Source organism: Clostridium sp. AF20-7, from assembly GCF_003479275.1.
Taxonomy (GTDB): domain Bacteria; phylum Bacillota; class Clostridia; order Lachnospirales; family Lachnospiraceae; genus Otoolea; species Otoolea fessa.
The window spans coordinates 201,952-224,081 of the sequence record NZ_QUGF01000005.1; the positions used below are offsets into that span (position 1 = coordinate 201,952).

Annotated in this window: 22 protein-coding genes, 1 tRNA gene and 1 pseudogene; 3 read left to right on the plus strand and 21 right to left on the minus strand. The window is 48.1% G+C overall.

The features are described 5' to 3' along the window. Nucleotides 1-25: 25 nt before the first annotated feature. Nucleotides 26-364: a zf-HC2 domain-containing protein gene (locus DWX68_RS06770; RefSeq protein WP_022360432.1), complete on the minus strand. Its 339-nt coding sequence runs from the start codon at nt 362-364 to the stop codon at nt 26-28. Nucleotides 365-571: 207 nt separating this feature from the next. Here DWX68_RS06770 and DWX68_RS06775 point away from each other — a divergent pair. Then, nucleotides 572-654 (plus strand) — tRNA-Leu (locus DWX68_RS06775). Nucleotides 655-722: 68 nt separating this feature from the next. Here DWX68_RS06775 and DWX68_RS06780 read toward each other — a convergent pair. The 16 genes and pseudogenes from DWX68_RS06780 to DWX68_RS06850 form a co-directional block, all read right to left on the minus strand. Next, nucleotides 723-920: a small, acid-soluble spore protein, alpha/beta type gene (locus DWX68_RS06780; protein ID WP_117795244.1), complete on the minus strand. Its 198-nt coding sequence runs from the start codon at nt 918-920 to the stop codon at nt 723-725. A gap of 57 nt (nt 921-977) precedes the next feature. Further along, on the minus strand, nt 978-1,238 hold the full coding sequence (locus tag DWX68_RS06785; RefSeq protein WP_117795242.1) for a hypothetical protein: 261 nt from the start codon (nt 1,236-1,238) through the stop codon (nt 978-980). Between the two features lie 12 nt (nt 1,239-1,250). Then, on the minus strand, nt 1,251-2,072 hold the full coding sequence (locus DWX68_RS06790) for a DUF1700 domain-containing protein (protein WP_118628882.1): 822 nt from the start codon (nt 2,070-2,072) through the stop codon (nt 1,251-1,253). A gap of 13 nt (nt 2,073-2,085) precedes the next feature. After that, on the minus strand, nt 2,086-2,400 hold the full coding sequence (locus DWX68_RS06795; protein ID WP_022360428.1) for a PadR family transcriptional regulator: 315 nt from the start codon (nt 2,398-2,400) through the stop codon (nt 2,086-2,088). Between the two features lie 445 nt (nt 2,401-2,845). Then, nucleotides 2,846-2,938: pseudogene (locus DWX68_RS06800) on the minus strand (EamA family transporter); the annotation flags it as partial. A gap of 106 nt (nt 2,939-3,044) precedes the next feature. Further along, nucleotides 3,045-4,127, minus strand: coding sequence for a 30S ribosomal protein S1 (gene rpsA / locus DWX68_RS06805; RefSeq protein ID WP_022360427.1), 1,083 nt, complete (start codon nt 4,125-4,127; stop codon nt 3,045-3,047). Continuing rightward, nucleotides 4,108-4,959, minus strand: a complete 852-nt coding sequence (gene ispH, locus DWX68_RS06810; protein ID WP_118467777.1) for a 4-hydroxy-3-methylbut-2-enyl diphosphate reductase — start codon at nt 4,957-4,959, stop codon at nt 4,108-4,110. The genes rpsA and ispH overlap by 20 nt, the downstream gene beginning before the upstream one ends. Before the next feature lie 300 nt (nt 4,960-5,259). Then, nucleotides 5,260-6,246 carry a LysR family transcriptional regulator gene (locus DWX68_RS06815; RefSeq protein WP_118628883.1) on the minus strand — a complete coding sequence of 329 codons (987 nt, stop codon included), beginning with the start codon at nt 6,244-6,246 and terminating at the stop codon, nt 5,260-5,262. A gap of 409 nt (nt 6,247-6,655) precedes the next feature. Then, nucleotides 6,656-7,672, minus strand: a complete 1,017-nt coding sequence (locus DWX68_RS06820; protein WP_118628884.1) for an aminopeptidase — start codon at nt 7,670-7,672, stop codon at nt 6,656-6,658. A 518-nt stretch (nt 7,673-8,190) separates the two neighbouring features. Next, the gene (locus DWX68_RS06825) at nt 8,191-9,207 is read right to left on the minus strand and encodes an aminopeptidase (protein WP_118524346.1); all 1,017 of its coding nucleotides are present in this window, start codon (nt 9,205-9,207) and stop codon (nt 8,191-8,193) included. Between the two features lie 250 nt (nt 9,208-9,457). Continuing rightward, nucleotides 9,458-10,756 carry a dicarboxylate/amino acid:cation symporter gene (locus tag DWX68_RS06830; protein WP_106999738.1) on the minus strand — a complete coding sequence of 433 codons (1,299 nt, stop codon included), beginning with the start codon at nt 10,754-10,756 and terminating at the stop codon, nt 9,458-9,460. Nucleotides 10,757-10,903: 147 nt separating this feature from the next. Continuing rightward, nucleotides 10,904-11,050: a hypothetical protein gene (locus tag DWX68_RS14640; protein WP_182432151.1), complete on the minus strand. Its 147-nt coding sequence runs from the start codon at nt 11,048-11,050 to the stop codon at nt 10,904-10,906. Between the two features lie 74 nt (nt 11,051-11,124). Beyond that, on the minus strand, nt 11,125-12,117 hold the full coding sequence (locus tag DWX68_RS06835) for an FAD-binding protein (RefSeq protein ID WP_118628885.1): 993 nt from the start codon (nt 12,115-12,117) through the stop codon (nt 11,125-11,127). A 154-nt stretch (nt 12,118-12,271) separates the two neighbouring features. Beyond that, nucleotides 12,272-13,675 carry a dipeptidase PepV gene (gene pepV, locus DWX68_RS06840; protein ID WP_106999736.1) on the minus strand — a complete coding sequence of 468 codons (1,404 nt, stop codon included), beginning with the start codon at nt 13,673-13,675 and terminating at the stop codon, nt 12,272-12,274. A gap of 32 nt (nt 13,676-13,707) precedes the next feature. Then, on the minus strand, nt 13,708-14,157 hold the full coding sequence (locus tag DWX68_RS06845; RefSeq protein WP_022360228.1) for a GatB/YqeY domain-containing protein: 450 nt from the start codon (nt 14,155-14,157) through the stop codon (nt 13,708-13,710). 208 nt (nt 14,158-14,365) lie between these two features. Next, entirely contained in the window at nt 14,366-15,955 is a 1,590-nt protein-coding gene (locus DWX68_RS06850; RefSeq protein WP_106999734.1) for a peptide chain release factor 3, read from the minus strand. Nucleotides 15,956-16,264: 309 nt separating this feature from the next. Between DWX68_RS06850 and DWX68_RS06855 the strand changes: the two genes are divergently transcribed. Beyond that, nucleotides 16,265-17,038, plus strand: a complete 774-nt coding sequence (locus DWX68_RS06855; RefSeq protein ID WP_106999733.1) for a type III pantothenate kinase — start codon at nt 16,265-16,267, stop codon at nt 17,036-17,038. A gap of 119 nt (nt 17,039-17,157) precedes the next feature. Here the strand turns inward: DWX68_RS06855 and DWX68_RS06860 are convergent, their stop codons facing one another. Then, complete coding sequence (locus tag DWX68_RS06860) at nt 17,158-17,946, minus strand: SseB family protein (RefSeq protein ID WP_022360225.1); 789 nt, start codon at nt 17,944-17,946, stop codon at nt 17,158-17,160. A gap of 437 nt (nt 17,947-18,383) precedes the next feature. After that, the gene (gene sigG, locus DWX68_RS06870) at nt 18,384-19,160 is read right to left on the minus strand and encodes an RNA polymerase sporulation sigma factor SigG (RefSeq protein WP_106999731.1); all 777 of its coding nucleotides are present in this window, start codon (nt 19,158-19,160) and stop codon (nt 18,384-18,386) included. A gap of 242 nt (nt 19,161-19,402) precedes the next feature. Here sigG and DWX68_RS06875 point away from each other — a divergent pair, with 242 nt between their 5' ends. Then, nucleotides 19,403-20,470: an acyltransferase family protein gene (locus tag DWX68_RS06875; RefSeq protein ID WP_118628886.1), complete on the plus strand. Its 1,068-nt coding sequence runs from the start codon at nt 19,403-19,405 to the stop codon at nt 20,468-20,470. Here DWX68_RS06875 and sigE read toward each other — a convergent pair. After that, the gene (sigE, locus tag DWX68_RS06880) at nt 20,424-21,182 is read right to left on the minus strand and encodes an RNA polymerase sporulation sigma factor SigE (RefSeq protein WP_106999729.1); all 759 of its coding nucleotides are present in this window, start codon (nt 21,180-21,182) and stop codon (nt 20,424-20,426) included. The genes DWX68_RS06875 and sigE overlap by 47 nt on opposite strands. Before the next feature lie 53 nt (nt 21,183-21,235). Next, on the minus strand, nt 21,236-22,024 hold the full coding sequence (locus DWX68_RS06885; protein WP_182432152.1) for a sigma-E processing peptidase SpoIIGA: 789 nt from the start codon (nt 22,022-22,024) through the stop codon (nt 21,236-21,238). Nucleotides 22,025-22,130 lie beyond the last annotated feature (106 nt).

Sequence of the window (22,130 nt, forward strand, 5' to 3'; positions counted from 1 at the left end):
CTGTTCTATCACTTGTTGCTTTTTTCTATGGTGCCAGCCAAATCCTGACCTGCAGCATCACCGTCACCAATACCGCCATCACGCCCAGCGTATTGACCGCATACTCCATTTTCCGGAAGCGCCACATCCGGCGCACACGGGCATATGACTCAGCGATCCGCTTCTGCAGTGCGCCCATGATATCAAAAGTACCCGATCCGGTGTCCAGCTGTTTCAGTCCGACATCCACCATAAAATAAATTTCCAATTCTTCCTGACAGTTGCGGCAATGTTCCAGATGCTCCAGAAACGCTTCCAGCTCATCCCCGCTTAGTTTATCCTGGATATACGGCGTCACAAGACGCTCCGCTTCCCGACAGGTCACAGACGCCACCTCCTTTTCCAGTCTGTCATTCCATATGAATTATCATTCACGCATGACGCGTTCATAAACCCATTTGAACCTAATCATACCTTATTTTAATGAAACACGCAAGCCCCTGCGAATGCTTCGCTTCTTAATTTCAAAACAAACAAAAAAACAGTTGCAATCTGTCTCCAATTTTGGTAAGATAAAAAGCGTCGATAGACAGCCGGCTTGTCGGAATGGCAGACGAGGTGGACTCAAAATCCATTGGTGGCAACACCGTGCGGGTTCAAGTCCCGCAGCCGGCAGATTTGAAAGCCCTTGAAAATATTGGATTTTTCCTTTATTTTCAAGGGGTTTCGGTGTTTTAAGGGAATTATCCGTCTTTCTTATCCTGCTTCATTTCCCGCCTTTTCTTCGTCATCAGACCGCCAATCCGCCCGCTCTCCTTGGCAGTCAGGCTTCTCCAGCCATACTGTCGTACCTTGTCCGCCAATCCAACTTCTTCCGCCACCTCATATTTCAGCCGCTCTGCCGGGGTCATTTTCTCAAAATCCACCTTATTTTCATCCATAAAAAAACATACTCCTTTCCATCTTGTGTACTCAGAGTATGTCCATTTTCTGGAAATCTATTCGTATTGTCTTTCTCCGTTCAGCTGCTCTTTTACCTCATCCGACTCATCAAGCTCTTCCGGCAGCTGCTCCGTATCATCCCATATCTCCTCCGAATCACCCCAGTTATATTTATCCTGAAAATTTTTTTCCTGATCGATCAGAAAATCCAGCCCGGCAGCTGCGCCTCCGATGGCAGCGCCAATCGATGTCACGCCGATTCCACCCACAAAGAGGACGGCGCCTATGATTGCCATTTTTTTCATCCATTTTTTCATTTTCCTATCCTCCTACGCCCTGGCTGACAGATAACCTGCCGCCTGACGGAAAAGCTGAATGATTCCCTTGACTGCCCACGGCAGAAATACACCGTAAAACAGGATACAGCCGCATATCAGAAGCAGACAGCTGCCCTCTGCCGCGATACCCAATCCGATGAACATCAGTCCCATCGCAAAATGTTCAAACAGACTCGCCGTACCCAGAACAAACAGCATAATTCCGCCAACAAACACCAGCACCGTCATCAGTCCCAGCACCACCAGTATCGCTGCCAGTGCGACTGCCAGCCCAAAAACACTTCCCACAGTTCCCGTTACCAGCGAAAAGATAAATGGAAGAACTGCAAGCACTACCAGAACTGCCACAACCATTCCAATCTTGGAACCGGTTATTTTTTCTTTTAAGCAATGCAGCATCTCGCTCAGACGGCTTCTTTGATTCTCATTGGATGCCGCATTTTCTCCCGTTTCCTCATCCCGAAATTCCCGGAATGGGGCATCCTCGGTTCCAGCCTGAAATCCTGCTTCTTTTTCTCGTTCTCCCTGTTCTGCCCCACCGCTTCTGGATAAAGTCGTCCGCTTTTCTTCAAACCGGCTGTCATTGTACCCCCGGTCTGTAAATTCGCCGCCACTCCATTCACTCTGTAGCTCCATCCGGATTACCTCGGCAATATGCTCCGGACTCTGAAATTCTGCAAGTACCTCTTCTTCCTTCTCCGGTCCTGCCTCCTCCAGATAATCGCGGTAATAGTCAATCGCATCCCGTTTTTCTTCTTCCGGAATATCCTGCAAGAGCGCTTCCAGCCTCTCTAAAAATACTTCTTTTTTCATGATCTGCCTCTCCTTATCCCTCTTTCAGTATCTCTGAAATTTTTCCTGCATACACGTTCCACTCACCCCGGTAAAGATTCAGCTGAATCCGTCCCGCCTCCGTTATTTTGTAATACCGTCGGTTTCTGCCGTCGATCGCCCGGTCATATGTTTCCAGGCAGTCATCCTTCTGAAGCCGCCGCAACACCGGATAAAGCGTGGACTCCGATATTTCGATTGCCTGACGGACATCCTGCGTGATCTTATACCCATATGTTCCTTCTGCAGATTTTGATACAACTGAAAGGACGATCGCATCCAGAAGCGCAGCTCCTGTATTAAAAACCATCTTATCCCTCCTAAGATTCACTGATTTAAAATATAATATTTTTCTTGTTTAATATTATATGTTATATAATATTGTATCTGAATTATATATCAGTGTATCTTCTTTGTCAATATTTTTCCAAATATCCTTATGACTCACTCCAATCCATCTCTCTGCTCCCACAACCCTTCACCACGCAAAAAACAGACCGTACAACCTATGTTCCATCACATACGCCATACTGCCTGTTTTCATTTTTATCTTATTCAAGTCGAACATCCGTGAGACTTGGCGCGTGATTCTGGTCAGCAAAGCTGACATATTCCTATCAGAATCACTGCGCATCCTCGCGGAGCGTTTATCTCAGTTGGAGACCCAACTCCCACTGAGACAAATTTGCTATTACTCACCACCTGAAGAGGCGGGAGTCTTCTCGACTGAGATAAAATCACCAAATAGCTTTCTACAGCACCAGAAACAGCCAGCTCTTTCTTCCAATCCCAGAAATACCCAACTGCGTTCCGGTCAAGAATACCATGCCCCACGCCATCACAAAAACGGCTGCCACCTCCACATTCTTCCTGTGGAAGTGACAGCCTGATGATTCTTTCATCCTCCGACTGACGCACTATCTGTCCGATGAGAAACTAGCGTCAACCGTTTGATTAGTTTTCTTCTGCTTCCTGATTCTCAAGAGCTTTCATGCTCAGGCTGATCTTGCGGTCTGCCTCGTTGAAATCAACTACCTTAGCAGTGATAACCTGTCCTACGCTCAGTACGTCGGATGGTTTGTCAACATGCTCTCTGGAAATCTGGGATACGTGAAGAAGTGCATCTACACCTGGCTCCAGCTCAACGAATGCGCCGAAATCAGTCATACGTGCTACCTTGCCTTCTACTACGTTGCCTACAGCATATTTCTCAGCTGCGTTTGCCCACGGATTGCTCTCCGGGAACTTTAAGCTCAGAGCAATCTTCTCGCCGTTGATATCTTTGATCAGAGCTTTTACTTTATCGCCTACTTTGAAAACCTTCTTCGGGTTCTCAACTCTGCCCCAGGACATCTCAGAGATGTGAAGCAGACCGTCAGCGCCGCCAAGGTCGATAAATGCACCGAAATCAGTTACATTCTTAACAACACCTTCTACGGTCTGACCAACAGCGATCTTCTCGAATAATTCTTTCTGCATAGCAGCTTTCTTCTCAAGCAGGATCTGCTTGCGGTCGCCGATGATACGGCTTCTTCTTCCGCTCGGATTGAACTCGGTAACTACGAACTCAATCTCCTGACCTGCGTACTTGGATAAGTCTTTATCATAAGTATCAGAAACCATGCTTGCCGGAATGAATACACGGGTTCCCTCAACCTCTACTACGAGACCTTTCTCCATAACCTGTGTAACTTTCTCTTTCAGAACTTCCTTGTTCTCGAAAGCTTCTTTCAGACGTTTCAGACCCTTATCAGCAGCCAGTCTCTTGTAAGATAAAGCAGCCATGCCCTCTCCGTCGTTTACTTTCAGAACTTTTGCTTCCAGTTCGTCGCCGACCTGAACTTTGGTTCTAAGATCTACGCCCGGCTCATTGGTGAATTCGCTTCTTGTGATGATGCCTTCGGATTTGCTTCCAGCGATGCTGAGAATGATTTCGTCTTCCTTGACACCGATAACCTGACCGGTAACAGCCTCTCCTGTACGTAATCTCTTGAATGATGATTCTTCAAACATTTGTTCAAAACTTAATTCTGACATTAGTATGAACCTCCTCGATAATTTGATTTGGGGTCGATGCCCCGGCTGTAATACCTACGCTGCGCACAGTACCTGTTATCTCAGGCTTGAAATCTTCCAGTGTCTGAATGTAGTAAGTGTGTTTACATTCCCTGCGGCAAATCTCATACAACTTTTGTGTGTTAGAACTGTTCTTGCCTCCAATCACAATCATAACATCAACCTGTGAAGCTATCTGCCTCGCCTCAACCTGTCTCTCCTGTGTTGCATTGCAAATCGTATTTAAAACAAGTATATCATAATACGTTTTTGAAATTTTTTCAACTAAATCTTGAAATTTATTGTAGTTAAATGTCGTCTGCGCCACGATACAGAGCTTTTCATCCGGTCTGAGTGCCAGATTTTCAAATTCCTCCAGTGACTCGACTGCCAGAGTATACTCATTTCCCCAGCCTTTGATACCCTCGACCTCCGGGTGGTGCTCATTTCCCACGATAATCACGCGGCGTCCGGCTTCGCACTGTTCCCGGACAATCTTGTGGATCTTTTTGACAAATGGACAGGTCGCGTCCACAAGCTCCAGTCCCTGGCGTTCCAGGAGTTCATAGATCTCCCTGCCTACGCCGTGGGAACGGATGACGACCACGCCTTCTTTCAGGGCTTCCAGTTCCTCCTTCGAATTGATGACCTGTACGCCCTTCTCTTCCAGATCCCGCACCACCTCTTCATTGTGGATGATGGGACCGTAGGTATAGATCGGCTTCTTCCCCGTCGCTATCTGATCATATACCTTCTCGACTGCCCGCTTCACGCCAAAGCAGAAGCCAGCCGTCTTCGCAACTGTGATTTCCATGTTCCTGCCCGCTATTCCTCCTATTCCTCATCGTCTTGGATAAATAAATCCCCTCTGTCTCCTTCATAAAATCCACCTTTGCTCCTGTCTCTCATAGCATCCCGCGAATTCTCCAGAATAGAAATTCTTCCGCCTTTAATCGGCAACTCATTTACCCTCATTGTTATAGTCTATCATACTTTAGACTGCTGGTAAAGTCTAAATCGACGTAAAATTATATAAAATTTACACGATTAACTGATTTTGCAACCACATTCCGGAATTTACGCCGCATTCAGTCCCTGTCTTCGGAAATTGCCGTTACTCCTTTTGCCTCCCGGCAGCCGGATCGGCGTCCGGATCATCCGACCGGATGCCTGCCAGACGCATAAACTCACGCATCGCCGCCGTCACATAACGCCCCCGCTTGACCGAAAATGTGATCTCCCGCTCAGACAACGGGTCGTCTATCTTATAATAGACCAGCCTCGGGTCCTCCGGACGCCACTGTACAATATCAGAACGCACAAACATCGCTCCAACCCCATTGGAGACGATATTTAAAGAAGTCAGCACCTGATCCACCATCATCACAGTTTTCATCGTAAAACCGCTGTTGCGGCACATTTTCGCGCCTCGTTTATACATATCATTGCCCGGTTTCATCGTGATAAACGGCACATCCTTAAATTCCTTTAACGGAACTGCCTCCACCTCCGGTTTTAAAAAGGACTTGGACAGAATCTCCTGCCTGGACAGTCGGTATGGCTGCAGCTTCCGGTTAACTGGAAAACTTTCCGGAACTGCCAGAATCAGATTTTCCTTCCGGAATAAATACCGTTTGATCGAAGTATCGTCCTTCTCCATCGCCGTCTCCAACACCAGATCCAGCGACTCATTTTCCAACCCCGCTTTCAGCTCCCGTGTATTTCCTTCTGTTAGGTCAATCGTAACCTGCGGATATTTTGTCTGAAAACGGGCAATCAGATCCGGATACACAAACGAGCAGAAATAAGATGCACCGCCGAGCGCCAGCGTGCCGCCCTGAAGCCCCGCAATATCTTGAAAATACCGTTCCAAATTCCGTTCCAGAAAAAGAATCTTTTCATCGGTACGGATGTAATACGCGCCCTCCTTCGTCACCGTCAGCGGAATCGTACTGCGATCAAAAATCGGCGCTCCCATCTCTTTCTCTGCCTTCCGCACCATGTTGCTGAGTGCTGGCTGGCTGATAAAAAGCTTCTTCGCCGCTTTGGAAAAACTCTTTTCTTTGTAAACCTCATACACGTACTTCATTTCATTCAGCATTTGTCAATTCCCCCTGTCCATTTTCCATCCTGCTTTGCTTAAACGAATATAACCGCCATATCTAACAGTTATTTTTTATTGTTATTATTTTATCATAAGATTTCTATATCTGTAAACAAATAAACTGTATTTTCCGTCCGTTTTCAGGCAGAATCCAGCTTATTTTACAAAACTTCCAGGTGCGTGAATCAGCACTCAAAAGAAGCTGCGAACACCTGCGCTCTGCACATCTAAGGCAGCTAACCTGCGTCCACAGCTTCCATTTTTAATATGGAGGTTTATTCAATTCCTAAGCTTTTACAAATTCCTGATGTTTTATATTGCGGCTGCTCAAGGGGAAATCACAGCCGCAATTCATGCAGTCTTTCATTGACAATTCGTTCTTGATATTTCTTAATATATAGCCATATTATTTGTCGCCCAAACAAACAACCTTGCCGTCTTTTACGATCAGAACTTCTTCTGGTGTTCCCTCGTCGAAGATAACGGTCGGATTGTACTGTACCATGTCGATATGTACGGTCGAGCGTGCCGGCTGTCCATAGTAGAAGCCGTTGCCCATTGCGATGTGGCAGGTTCCTCTTGCCTTCTTCTCTTCCTCGAAGTCTCCGTTGAACATACAAGCCGGGTTAAGTCCAAGTCCGATCTCTGCGATGTTGTCGGAATCTTTAACTTCTGCGATCTGACGGCGGATTTCTTTACAAATCTTCGGATCGCCGCCAACTACCTCTACGATGCGCCCTTTTTCGATTCTTAACTCAACCGGTGTGGTCGGGCATCCATAGTAGCAGATAGGTCCATCAATTACCAGTTTGCCATGGGTTGTGTCGATCACCGGTCCTAAGGAAACCTCGCCGTCAGACCAAGCCATTGCATCGCCCGGATTTCTCGCGATACCGCACTCGATGATCGGCTCCATCTGATTCATTTCCATGTACAGGTCGGTACCAGCCGGTGTGGTGATGTGAGCCATCTTATGACCTCTCCAGAGAGCCTGCAGTTTCTCGCCATCTGCGTAAACTGCTTCGTAGTCTGCCAGAGCGCCGCCTCGTGTGAAGTTGTCGATATTTCTTAAGCAGATAGAAACCTCGCGAAGTTTCTTCTGGTTGATGAGCTCTTTCAGGTGGTTATTGTAGATAGCTGCACCGGATGCGGTGGTCATGCCGACAAATACATCGCAGGCATCCATGCCAAGTTCCAGAGATTTCGGGAAGATGGTTGCTTTGTCTTTTCCACGAATCGGCATCATGTATACGCCGTACTCAGCGCCGCAGTTTAAAGCGGCTGCTGCCATCGCCTGGGTCATTCTCTCATCGGTCTGAGGGTCAACGACAATCAAAACTTCCTCGCCCGGTTTAACAGCCATCAGGTTGCCAAGAAGATACTGTGCACGTTCCATACATTCGATAATTCTGTTATCACTCATAACTCATTCTCCTCGCTTTTGTTATTATTTGACAGTCTCTGCATCCAGCCGATTTAAGCTATCTGCCTGTCATTGTTCTCTGTTTCATAGCTGTTTATTTAGTTTTTTCTGTTCCTCATGAGGTTTGACTATATACTATCAAACCCGCACACACTTATAAACAAATATACCCATTTGCGAATATGTTATAAATATTTCGTGATAAGGGGTTTACCATCCTGCTGGAAGCATTCCCAGTGCGCTGAAAATTGCGTAGAATACGGTACTGCCGTACAGCAGGACGATAATCGCCTGCATCGGCTTGCTTGCCATCCAGCCGCAGTTCCATACCGGCTCAATGTCACCTGTTTTTCTTGCTCGGGAGGCGGTACTTCACATCCAAATCAGACTTAAAAATACCAAGAATCCCCGTTCAGCCGATACACTGGCTGAACGGGGATTCCTGGCGTCATACAAAACAGTAAGGTATATTTATATGGTTATAATTGGGGTGAACTGTCTAGTTGGATGCAATAGTTTTATTTGTCGCCCAAACAAACAACCTTGCCGTCTTTTACAATCAGAACCTCTTCTGGTGTTCCCTCGTCGAAGATAACGGTCGGATTGTACTGTACCATGTCGATATGTACGGTCGAGCGTGCCGGCTGTCCATAGTAGAAGCCGTTGCCCATTGCGATGTGGCAGGTTCCTCTTGCCTTCTTCTCTTCCTCGAAGTCTCCGTTGAACATACAAGCCGGGTTAAGTCCAAGTCCGATCTCTGCGATGTTGTCGGAATCTTTAACTTCTGCGATCTGACGGCGGATTTCTTTACAAATCTTCGGATCGCCGCCAACCACCTCTACGATACGTCCTTTTTCAATTCTTAACTCAACCGGTGTGGTCGGGCATCCATAGTAGCAGATAGGTCCATCAATTACCAGTTTGCCATGGGTTGTGTCGATCACCGGTCCTAAGGAAACCTCTCCGTCAGACCATGCCATTGCATCGCCCGGATTTCTCGCGATACCACACTCGATGATCGGCTCCATCTGATTCATTTCCATGTACAGGTCGGTACCAGCCGGTGTGGTGATGTGAGCCATCTTATGACCTCTCCAGATTGCCTGCAGCTTCTCGCCGTCTGCGTAAACTGCTTCATAATCTGCCAGTGCGCCGCCTCTTGTGAAGTTATCGATGCTTCTTAAGCAGATGGAAACCTCGCGAAGTTTCTTCTGGTTGATGAGCTCTTTCAGGTGGTTATTGTAGATAGCTGCACCGGATGCGGTGGTCATGCCGACAAATACATCGCAGGCATCCATGCCAAGCTCCAGTGACTTCGGGAAAATGGTTGCTTTGTCTTTTCCACGAATCGGCATCATATATACGCCGTACTCAGCGCCGCAGTTTAAAGCGGCTGCTGCCATCGCCTGGGTCATTCTCTCATCGGTCTGAGGGTCAACGACAATCAAAACTTCCTCGCCCGGTTTAACAGCCATCAGGTTGCCAAGAAGATACTGTGCACGTTCCATACATTCGATAATTCTGTTATCACTCATAGTTTTAATCTCCTTTTCTTGTTTTGTCTGGTTCCCTTAAATTTTTTCACCTTTGCAAGTGGGAATTATTTCTGTTTTTTTCCTTTTTATCCGGAAAACGTGGACTTTTCAGAACCGGGGGTTCCATATTCCATCTTTGATTCACGTTCTGCACAAATTTGTCGTTTCCCCGCTTTCCGGGTTCCATACATAACTACTGCCCAGATATATTTCACATTTCATACGAATCCGGGATGTCTCTTTCTAAAACTCAAGCTGCCTTTTTGGCTTCTTCCTGATTGAAAATCTCGTGATCCAGTTCGCCCTCCATCTGAGAAATGCAGACAGATGCTACCAGGTCGCCTACGGAGTTAGTAGATGTGTGAATCTGGTCGATGATACGATAGATTCCAGCTACCAGTGCATATGCATCCAGCGGAAGTCCCATCTGGGTCATCAGGGTTAAGCTGATAACCAGACCAATCTGCGGAGTTGCTGCACAGCCAACGCTTAAGAAGGTTGCCTGTACAACCAGCATAATCTGCTGCTGAATACTTAACTCTACGCCGTACAGCTGTGCGGCAAAGAGAACAACGATACCAAAGTATGCACACGTTCCGTTCATCTGAGCGGTACATCCAAGCGGAAGTACGAAACTCGCAATATCTCTCGGAACGCCCATCTTCTTCGGTGCTACTTCCATCGATACCGGAAGAGCTGCTGAAGAAGTACAGGTACTAAATGCAATCATCCAAGGTTCAAACGCTTTGCGCCAGAACTTCATCGGATTTACCTTTCCAATCACGCTAAGGAAAATGCTGTATCCAACAATACTCATGGTGATGCAGGCAAGATAGTCAGTTAAGATGAATTTCAGAACCGGTCCGAAGATGGCAACGCCATATTTTGCAAGTGCTACAGTCATCAAACTGAATACGCCGTAAGGGATGATTCCAAGAATCATGTCGATAACCTTAAACATCGTCCGTGAACAAAGGCTGATGATGTCACATAACTGCTGTGCTTCCTTGCCAATGCTGATGATGGCAAATCCAAGAAACAGGGAAAAGACGATAATCTGCATCATCTCGCCGCTTGTCAGTGCCTGGAATGGGTTGGACGGAATTAAGTCGAGCAGTGTCTGGTAGATACCCGGAAGTTCTTTCACCTCCATTGCTGTCTCTGCCGTTCCCAGCTGCAAGCCACGTCCCGGTTTGATGATATTGGCAAGTATCAGACCGATGGTTGCCGAAATACCGCCAGTTGCTAAAAACCAGATGATGGTTTTAACGCCGATGCTTCGAAGTTTCTTGATATCGCCCAGCGAAAGTGCCGCGTCGATGATACAGAAGAACACCAGCGGAACGACAATCATCTTGATCAACTTGATAAACAAATCTCCAATGAACTGGAAGAACGGAAGGACATATCCGTTAATGATCTCATTCTCCACGCCGCCCATAAAATTTAAAACATAACCAAACGCGATACCTGCAAACAATGCAATGAATATTTTCACGTACAACGGAGTTTCTTTTTTCTCCGCCCCATTTTTAGTTTTCTCCACCATGTGATACCCCCTTATGTAATGGTTTTTTATTTCTCGTGTTCCTCATGAGGTTTGACTACATAGTATCAAAAAGCCGGATTATTATAAACAAATATATCGAATCGCGAATAAGTTATAATAATTCAGTGATACAGAGTTAGTTCTGACTTACTTTTTAGGTATTATCTCCATAATAAAAACAATTTTATTTTTGCAAATCAGTTCCGTGCTGTTTTCTGTAAAATACCAAAAGCGGGTAAAAGTTTTTTCGCTTTTACCCGCTTCTTGCTTGAACCTTCTTCTTAAAGGTTCCATATTTTATTTCTATTTATTTCGTCTGCATCATCTACTGTTTTAGAAATGGCATTACATATGAACCAGCTTAGCTTTTACTGGTTATCCGAAACATAAACCGCTGCTTCTGTTCCTGCAGTCGAACCAAACATAACCGCCTCGGTCAACTCATTGCCGGAGAGCACACCTTCACCGTCTACTGCCGCTGACAGGATTGGACCTGCTGCATAAAGACCATTGATCAGCTCGCCGCTATCTTTGTTTAGCTGTTCCGCATTGTTGCTGACAACCAGGGCTGCTGCCTTGCCATCTGCCTCGTATACCTGAGATTCCTCAAAAACCGGAATCAGGGAAACATCGGTCGCTACCAGTGCCAGGCAGTCAATCTCCTGATCCTTGCCGTCCACCGTCACAGTGATGCGGTCAAGGGCACCTTCTTCATTGTAAGCGACACTCTTTAATTCTGCCTTATATTCAACCGGAATCTTCAGCTCTTCGACTTTTTTAAGCAGCGCTTCCTGTGCAAGCTCGTTCAGATTTCCCTCTTTTGCCGGGAAACTGCGGGCTACCGAGGAACCTGCCTCCTGTGTCAGATCGCCGTACTCCATTCCCAGTGTGTCGGCAAGCCAGTCTTTCGCCTCTTCGCTGTTCTCCGATACATATGCCGCCATATCCGAATTGTTCGTATTATTTCCTGCCGTCATAATATCGGACAGATAAATCTCAAAATCATCCGTAAGATTCGCCTGGAACTGCTCATCCGTATCGGCTGCATTGACATACGGTGCCATCTCCGTCATATCTGCCGCCAGCTCTTCGCCCGGTGCCAGAATCAGGATCTTCGACGGATCCATGCCCTCGGCTGCCGCCTGAACCGCCGCGATCAGTCCGGCACTGTCTCCGCCTGCGATGACAAGCTGTGCATCCGATGCTTCTGCCTCTCCGGCCGCTTCAGTTGCTGCCTCGCTTGCCGCTGCACTCTCTGTTGTATCTGCCTTACTGCCGCATCCCGCCAGTGCCGTTGTTCCCAGAACCGCTGCCGCCGTCAGAATCCCTGCCTTTTTAACTGTATGGAATGATTTTTTCATAATCGTTCTCTCCTTTCCCTCTCGCCGGAGTTCCTGCAGCCGTCTTCAAACATGCACAGTACCTCTCGGTTGTGGATTTCAGTCTAACATAGAACCTGCGGCGAATCAATTAAGGTTTCTTTAATTCTTACGGCGGAAAAAACGAAATTTTCTGTTACTTACACAAATCCGCAATCACCTGTGCAAAAATCTTCGCGCTTGCCACCAGATCACTCACATAGGCAAATTCATCCGCCCCATGCATACGGTTGTCCACGCCCGGCATCGACGCGCCAAATGCAACGCCGTTTTTCAGGTCATGCACATATGTGCCGCCGCCGGTATAGTTGCACTCGCCCTTGTTGCCGGTATAAAGCTCATAAGCATTTAGAAGTGTTCTGACAAACTCGGAATTGCCGTCTACAAAATGCGGTTCTCGCAGCTGCGGGGACTCTAACTTCATGCCGTGGGACGCAAGTTTTGCCTCCACCGGTTTCAACAGGTTGTCATCATTGCCGCCGATCGGGAAACGTCCGTCAAAGTACGCTTCCATCCGTGTCTCCGTCATCGTAAGCATTGTGAATGCCAGAGACAGCGCTCCGGATCCTTCTGCCTGCATCGCCACGCCAAGCGCCTTGCCCTCGGTATCATTCCACGGGAAGCACTCAGTCAGGCTGTGAATCAGCTTCGTCTGTCCGCAGGATGCAAATGGCAGGCGATCCAGAAGCAGAAGCAGGGATGCCAGCGCATTTTTGCCTTCCTCCGGTGTCGAGGCGTGTGCGCCCTCACCGACTGCGGTGATCACGATCACATCTTCCTCTGCCTGAAGCTCAAACTGTACGCCAGTCTCCTTCGTCACGCCCTCTGCCATCGGACGTACCTCTTCCTCGGTCAGTCCTGTAATTGTCGCATGCGCCTTGCCCGGAACAACATTGATCTTGATGCCAGCCTCGATGGACAGGATCCGCGCATTCTCCGTCGATACCTCAAAAGAAGCTGTCACATGCCCCGGGAAACGTCCTTTTTCGATATTGATAACCGGGAACGAAGCATCCGGTGAAAATGTCATCGGCGCTTCCTTCTCCACTTTATAATAATGTTCAATATCGCTGCTGCCGCACTCCTCATCTGTTCCCAGAATCAGGCGGACATTTTTTGTCACCGGGATTCCCAGTTCTTTGACCGCACGCATCGCATACAGAGCTGCTACCGCCGGTCCCTTGTCATCCGCCGTGCCGCGTCCGTACAACTTTCCGTCTTTTACAATCGGTTCAAACGGCTGTGTCACAGTCCAGCCCTCGCCTGCCGGGACAACATCCAGGTGTGCCAGAATATCTAGCTGGTGCTCACCGTCGTTTAAATCGGCGGTTCCTACATAATTATCGTAATTGTTGATGGAAAATCCATACTCTTCCGCCATTTTGAGTGCCTGTGCCAGTGCGCGGCTCGGACCTTCGCCGAACGGATCGCCCTCCTGGTATGCCGAACGCTCGCTGTTGATGCTGCACAGCGTGCATATGTCATCTAACATCTCCTGCTTGTGCGCCTCGATATACTGCTCGATTTTCTTTTTATACATAAATCTTCCGCCTCGTTCTTTTCCTTTGGTTATTATTTGGACAGAATTCCAGCCAGTACCTGGTTCACTACCTTTCCGTCTGCCTTGCCCTTTACCTTCGGCATCAGGGTTTTCATGATTTTGCCCTTGTCAGACGGTGCCGGATTTTCAATGCCAAGCTCTGCCAGAACACTTTTGATCACCTCTGCGATCTGCTCTTCGGTCAGATCCTCCGGTGCAAATTCCTGATAAACTGCCAGACGTGCCTGTGCCTCCTCGCGGATATCCGCACGATCTGCCGGAGCCAGTTCCAGAGTCTCCTTCGTCTGCTTGATCTCTTTCTTTACAACTGCGTCCGCCTCTTCCTCAGTCAGCGGAGAACGCTTGTCGATCTCCGCATTTTTCAGTGCGGATAACAGCATGGATAAGGAATCTTTTCTTGCTTTGTCTTTTGCTTTCATGGCTTCTACCATGGCTGCACGTACTACATCTACTCTGCTCATATGAAATGTCTCCTTTTCTGATTTTTTCTATATTTTCACCATGCCCAGGTGGGACGATGGGAACCCTCTCTTGTTTTACCATGCCCAGGGGTGCAAAACCTGCGGTTTCACACCTCTGTCCGGCTGCGCCGTATAGCAGAAATCCCCCTTTCAGCGCCTGAAAAATAAATTTTCCATTCGCTGAAACGGTGCTTTCCGCTGCATGGCTTTAGTTACGCCCAAACTCGCTTAACTTAAGCTTCGGATTCCGCTCTTCCACCATTCCCACACTCCAGCTGTTGACAAACAGAAGCAGTGGATTGTCTTTGAGGTCTTTGATCCGCTTCATATCCGAAGTTCCCTGGATCTTGGCTACGTCGATCTCGTCAGCGTTTTCTACCCAGCGGATGTACTCGTATGGAAGTTTTTCCAGCTTGACTTCTACATTGTACTCATTTTCCAGACGGTAGGTCAGTACCTCGAACTGGAGGACGCCGACTACGCCGACGATGATCTCTTCCATACCTGTGTTGAACTCCTGGAAGATCTGGATCGCACCTTCCTGGGCGATCTGGCTGATGCCCTTGATGAACTGCTTGCGCTTCATCGTGTCCATCTGGCGCACGCGTGCAAAATGTTCCGGTGCGAACGTAGGAATGCCTTCAAATTCTACCTTTTCACCTGTACAAAGTGTATCACCGATCGAGAAAATACCCGGATCGAATACACCGATGATATCGCCCGCATATGCCTCCTCGACGATCTTTCGATCCTGCGCCATCATCTGCTGTGGCTGGGAGAGACGGATCTTGCGTCCGCCCTGCACATGCGTTACTTCCATGCCTGCCTCAAATTTGCCGGAACAGATACGCATAAATGCGATACGGTCGCGGTGCGCCTTGTTCATATTTGCCTGAATCTTGAAGACAAACGCGCTGAAATTCGGAGAGAACGGATCCACCATGCCGGTTGTCGTATTTCTCGGCAGCGGCGAGGTTGTCATTTTCAGGAAATGCTCCAGGAATGTCTCTACACCAAAGTTTGTCAGCGCCGAACCAAAGAATACCGGGGATAAATTTCCGCGGCTGACACGCTCCATATCCAGCTCATCGCATGCGCCGTCCAGAAGCTCGATATCATCCATCAGCTGCCGATGGTAGTCTGGACCGATGATGGAGTTAACCTCATCGCCCTCTAACGAGAACTCCTGAGATGCGACCTCCTTCTGTCCGCCCATTGCTGCTGTGAAGGTTGTGATCTTCTTTGTGGCACGGTCATACACGCCCTTAAAATTCTTACCGCAGCCGATCGGCCAGTTGACCGGACAGGTACGGATGCCGAGCACGCTCTCGATCTCATCCATCAACTCAAACGGATCGCGCGCCTCTCGGTCCATCTTGTTGATAAAGGTAAAAATCGGGATGTGGCGCATAACGCAAACCTTGAAAAGCTTGATCGTCTGCGCCTCGACACCCTTAGAACCATCGATGACCATGACCGCCGAATCGGCTGCCATCAGAGTACGGTAGGTATCCTCCGAGAAATCCTGATGTCCTGGTGTATCCAGGATATTGATGCAGAATCCCTCATAATTAAACTGTAATACGGAAGAGGTAACCGAAATACCTCTCTCCTTCTCTATCTCCATCCAGTCAGAAACCGCGTGCTTGGCCGCTTTTCTTCCCTTGACCGTACCAGCCAGGTTGATCGCGCCTCCGTAGAGAAGAAACTTCTCCGTCAGGGTTGTCTTACCAGCATCCGGGTGGGAAATAATGGCGAATGTACGCCGTTTTTTGATCTGCTCCGCTATATTTTCCAAAAAAATCTTCCTCCAAACTTACTACCATTCTTTAACTTTGTCTAAACGTATTTATTCTATATTATTTTAAACGAATACGCAAGTCCAAGTTACGGTTCACTCACGCGCGATCGGTAACAGATCTTAAAAACATTTTTCATCTTCTTCTTGATCCTTTTCTTTAAAAAACATATAATCATACTATTAACGTGGATATATAATAAATAGTAACAGTTGAACATATGAAACCGTTGCGATAACTATACAATCAACATTTTATAAGAGATGTTGATTATTGTAGAGATGCAGGAGATATAAAGGAGTTATTTTATGATTCTAGCTATCGACGTTGGAAACACCAACATTATTATCGGCGTGATCGACGCAAAAAAAACGTATTTTGTAGAACGCATCACGACCACCATCGGAAAACCGAATCTGGAATATGCCGTGGCGCTGAAAAGTATTCTTGAAATTTACCATATTGCCCCAGATCAGCTTGATGGTGCGATCGTCTCCTCGGTCGTTCCGCCGCTTAACCGGACGATTCTTGCCGCCATCCGTAAAATAACGGGACTAAACGCAATGCTGGTCGGTTCCGGCATGAAAACCGGCTTAAACATCCTGATGGACAACCCGAAATCCGTCGGCAGTGATATGATCGTAAACGCAGTCGGTGCCCTTGCAGAGCATGAACCGCCAATCATCATCATCGAAATGGGAACCGCTACGACCATGTCTGTCATCGACAAAAACGGACGCTATGTCGGCGGCGCGATCCTGCCGGGACTTCGCGTTTCCCTCGACAGCATGAGCGCCAGCACTGCCCAGCTGCCGCGCATCAGCCTCGATACGCCGCGCCGTGTCATTGGCAAAAATACCATAGACTGCATGAGAAGCGGCGTCATATTTGGCAATGCCGCGATGATCGACGGTATGCTGGATCGCATCGAGGAAGAACTCGGAGAGAAAACTTCCATCATCGCCACCGGCGGCATCTCCAAGATTGTCCTGCCGCTCTGTTCGCATACGATCACGTATGATGGGGCGCTGTTGATGAAGGGATTACTACATTTATATGAAAAAAACAGGAGAACCGAATAATCAAAAAGGCTGTCTCTCGGCAGATGCATCTATATGATACATTCTGATGGGAGACAGCCTTTTTATCACAGTTTATTATGCTGACATCTATTCATTACCGGTCACGGTCACAGCAGCATTTATTTTACAACCTTCAGCTTCATATTCTCTTTCTCAATCCGATCCAGCTTCTCGCCGTCCAGACGGAGTGCAAATCCAAACGGATTTACCACGATTCCATTCACGTAATCCAGATATTTTTTCAGATCGCGGAAGCGGACTTCCATTGCTCCAAACTGGTGTTTACGATCAAATTTGCCAAATTCTACTAAATCCGTAAATGCCGGGTAATAGCGTACACCCTTTCCGGTGGTCAGAACCGGCACTGCCGTCGTCTTCTGCGGGTCAGCAACCGGAACCAGCAGACGCGCACCGTAAAGCTCTTTGCACATCAGATCCTGCATCTGTGGGAATGCCTGGTGCTGTACCAGTGCCTGATAGAACTGATTTGCAGAACGGACCAGGGACGGGTTCATCACGATCTCGGATGTATCCTTTGGTTTCTCGATGATGCTGAACAGCGACATGGACATATGATTTTCCTGTCCCTTGTCGATCACAACTGCCTCAAAACCGCTGCGGTAGAGGTCGTTGAAAAAGGAAATACGCTGTAATGGGCGGATCTCCAGTACCTTCGTCTCTACGCCGACCATCTCCAGCCCTTTCACGAACTCATCTGCATACTCGCGGCTGGTGTAAAGGAAAGCAGCCGCCTTGCCGTTCTCTGCACCCAGGAAGAAGTTTTTCGTCGCATGGACAGTCACAACAAACAGTCCCGGCTCTCTCTGAAGCAGCTCCAGAACCTCTCCCATCACTTTTTTATCTGCTTTATCCTGATGTTCTTTCATCAGCTCACGTAATTTCTCCATTTGAATTCCTCCGGCTCTTTTTAATGTACTCTCGGAATCTTTCTGTGCTTGATTTTGTGAGATGATTTTTTGTCATCTGTGCCCAAATTTCTGAGGCGTACGCGGTGCGTACGTTGATGAAATTCGGGTACGGCTGGCGGAAAATCAGCCACAAAAGCGAGTGCAGAAAAGACTCCGAGAGTACATTTTATCATGCGCGAGGCTCAATCCGCCTGCGCCTGTCTTTTCTACTCTGTCTGCTGTCCATGACTGCCTGAGTGTCGCATCGCCAAGCTGCCTTTATCACTATATCAGATGGAATACTCCGCTCAACCCCAGTTCAGATAACAGTCATCTGCTTGATTTTCAGATTCTTTTTGCAGACTATATCCTCTATATTTTAACACAGAGCCGCCAAACAATCAATCAGAAGAATCTCACACAATCCCTATCAACATTCAGCTCAAATAATGCTTCATGCTTTTTAACGCACTCTTCTCCAGCCGTGACACCTGCGCCTGCGAAATATGGATTTCTTCGGCAACCTCTGTCTGGGTCTTTCCCTCAAAAAAGCGCATATCAATAATGCGGCGTTCCCGGTCCGGCAGGCGCTGCATCGCCTCCCCCAGCGACAGATCCTCGACCCAATGTTCCTCTGAATTTTTCTTGTCACTGAGCTGATCCATCACGTAGAGCGGATCGCCGCCGTCCGTATAGACCGGTTCGTACAGGCTGACCGGGCTCTGGATAGCATCGAGCGCATACGCTATCTCCTCTTTGCTGACTCCCAATTCTTTGGCAATCTCGCAGAGTGTCGGCTCCTTTGACTGCTTTTTCAGCAGATTTTCACGGGTATAGATCGCTTTGTATGCCGTATCGCGGAGCGACCGGCTGACCCGGATTGAATTGTTATCCCTCAAATACCGTTTCACCTCCCCCAGAATCATCGGAACCGCATACGTCGAAAAACGGACATTCTGGGTAATATCAAAATTATCAATCGCCTTGATGAGGCCGATACAGCCAATCTGGAACAGATCGTCCACATTTTCCCGGCTGCCCGAAAAGCGCTGTATTACACTGAGCACCAGCCGCAGATTCCCCTTGATATACTGTTCTCTTGCCTCCCGATCGCCCTTTAGAATCCGGCGAAACAGTTCTTCTTTCTCCTCATTACTTAAAAGAGGCAGCTTGGATGTATTGACCCCGCAGATTTCCACTTTATAGACCGGCATTTCCATTCCCTCCGTATGATGGACGATCAACGCAAACAGTTGAATCGTTTTGATTTTTGTTTTGTCACCTATACATTAGAATGGACAATTCAAAGCTCATTTATACCCGGACAAATGAGAACCATTTTCACTCATTCCAATTTCTTGCCTTTTCTGCCGTTCCATAGTAAAATATATTTTCAGGGATTTTACGATCAATATTATTTATAGAAAATAGAATTCAACCACAAGGAGATCCATTCATGAACACACAAAAAAAAGCCCGTTCCCTCTACTGGGATATCGTAAAGGGATGGGGCATTATTGCGATCGTGCTGGGGCATACCGGATATTTCGCCGGTGCGTTCGTCTATCTATTCCACCTGGCGCTGTTCTTCTTTATCACGGGCTATTTTTATAATGAAACGAAATACGGGGATACGCCGTTTCGCTACTTCGGCTCCCGTCTCGCTGGTGCATGGCCCAGGTATATGTTCTACACGCTGTTTTTTGTCCTGCTCCACAACTTTTTTGTAACGCACAGGCTCTATGCGGGACAGGAACTTTACAACCATACCAGAATGCTTACGGCATGGATGAGCAGTCTTACCTTCAACTCCCCGGAACAGGTTCAGGGTGCCCTCTGGTTTCTGCCGGTCTGGCTGGTGTCCTCCGGACTCTTTGCCGGATGCGTCTGGTTTGGACGCGCGGCTGCCCGCTTTACCCGGAAAGATAATGTCAAGCTTCCTGTATGTGCATTTGCATGCATCCTGATTGGTCTTGCCGGTGTCTTCTTAAATATGAGAAGCTGCCCGCTCCCTTACAATCTGCAGGCGGCGCTGCTCGTTGTTCCGGTCTATCTCATCGCCTGGCTGATGCAGCAGTTTTTCTCCAATTTCCGCCACTATACGGTCTGGTACGGCTGCCTGATAAGCGCCCTGCTTCTGCACCTGACGAACACAAAGCTTCACATTTTCATCGATCTGGCAAGCATGCACATTCCGGGCGTCTTATTTTATCCGATCTCCATCATTGGAATTTACTTCGTCCTTTCGCTCTCCGACCTGTCCGAGCGCATCAGACCGCTGGCAAAGGTCCTTGCCTTTTTAGGACGCCATTCCTTTGACATTATGGCGATTCATTTCACGCTGTTCAAGCTGATCGATTTTGCCTATGCCCGCTTCATTTTGAAGGAAATACCGGAAACGCTTTCCAACTTCCCGGTCTCCTTCCGCTATGAAATGGGTCCGTTTTACATCCTGATCGGTCTGTTTCTTCCAGCACTTATCGGCTGGTGTATAGACCGCATTGCTGCGAAATTTCTTTCTTGAGGCGTTTCATAATCTTCTTTTCCAGCCTCGATATGTATGACTGCGAGATACCCAGAAGGTCGGCAACCTCCTTCTGGGTCATTTCATCTTCCTGCTCTCTCCCCAGACCAAAGCGCAGCTTCACGATTTTCTGTTCCCGCGGATTCAGGCGGTCGATCGCCGCATTCAACAGTTTCCGCTCTGTCTCATCCTCCAGATCCCGGTAAATAATATCCTCATCCGTTCCCAAAATATCCGACAGAAGCAATTCATTTCCATCCCAGTCCACATTCAACGGCTCATCGATCGAAACCTCGAGCTTCGTCTTATTATTTCTCCGGAGATACATCAGAATCTCATTTTCAATACAACGGGATGCATAGGTCGCCAGCTTAATATTTTTATCCACGTCAAACGTGTTGATCGCCTTGATGAGACCGATCGTCCCGATCGAAATCAGATCTTCCACGCCCACGCTGGTGTTGTCAAACTTTCTTGCTATGTAGACCACCAGGCGCAGGTTGTGTTCGATCAGCGCCGAACGCGCCTCTTTATCCTCACTGGTTCCAAATTTTCTTAAAACCTCCGCCTCCCGCACACTGTCAAACGGTGCCGGAAGGATATCGGTTCCCCCGATATAATGAACTTCCCCGTCCCGGTGCATCAGAAATGACCGGAACGACGGCATCATTTTTAAACGAAACTGACCTGGAACTGAAACTTTTATAAACATACGCTTTCCCCCTTATGTTGTTCGCTATGGTTCGATTGTCTGCATGGTTTTCTTCACAACCAATATTTTTCATTGAGCAGCATCTGGTACTCGCCCTTCTGCGACAGCGCCTCCTGTGAAATGGCAATCCACGGCTTCTCAATCACCCGCATACCGCCCTGACCGGACACTTCCATCCGCTCCGCCTGATATGCCGGAATCACGCCGCCGCCCTTTCCGACACTCCGAAATGGGATGTATTGGACACCGTCCTCCCAGGAAAAAAATTTCTCTGCCGCACACGCATCCAGCACCTGCACCGGACGCCCCGAAAGCGGCATCGTCAGATGGTTGCCTGTGTCGAGAATCGCCTGCACATGCCGCTCCCTGCCTTTGTTAAAAAGCGTTACCGCGTACTGGTGTTCCAGCTTCATACACCGCTGCATACCAAACCGCCACACCGCAGATGGAATCAGAAAACTCCCCCCCGCGGTAAACAGCCAGAACAGAAGATTCACCCGTATTCCAAGCGGCTGAACCAGTTCCATGCAGCCAGCCGCCAGCATAGATGCTATGTAAAGCCCGATCGCAGCTTCTGCCGCCTCCGACTTCCTATGGATGGAAAATGCCGTCCATGCCATCAGCACGCTCATCGTGGCGCTTAGGAGCATCCGCCCGGCATATCCCAGCGGAATCGGAGCTAACACCATTCCTAACGCATACACGGCTCCCAGAAGACTCCCTGCCAACCGCCCATACCGGCGTTCCGGCAGACGCAGGCAATTCTTCACCACCGACAGAAGCAGGAAATCCGCTACCAGATTTTGCAGCAGGATGACATCCGCATACACACGATAAGTCACTGTCTCTTCCCACCTTTCTGTCCGACACGGGATATTATAAGAAAAAAGTTCCGCAAAATTTGTCAAACCGAGGGCGCAAAACGCCTGTTTTGATCGCCAAAAATCG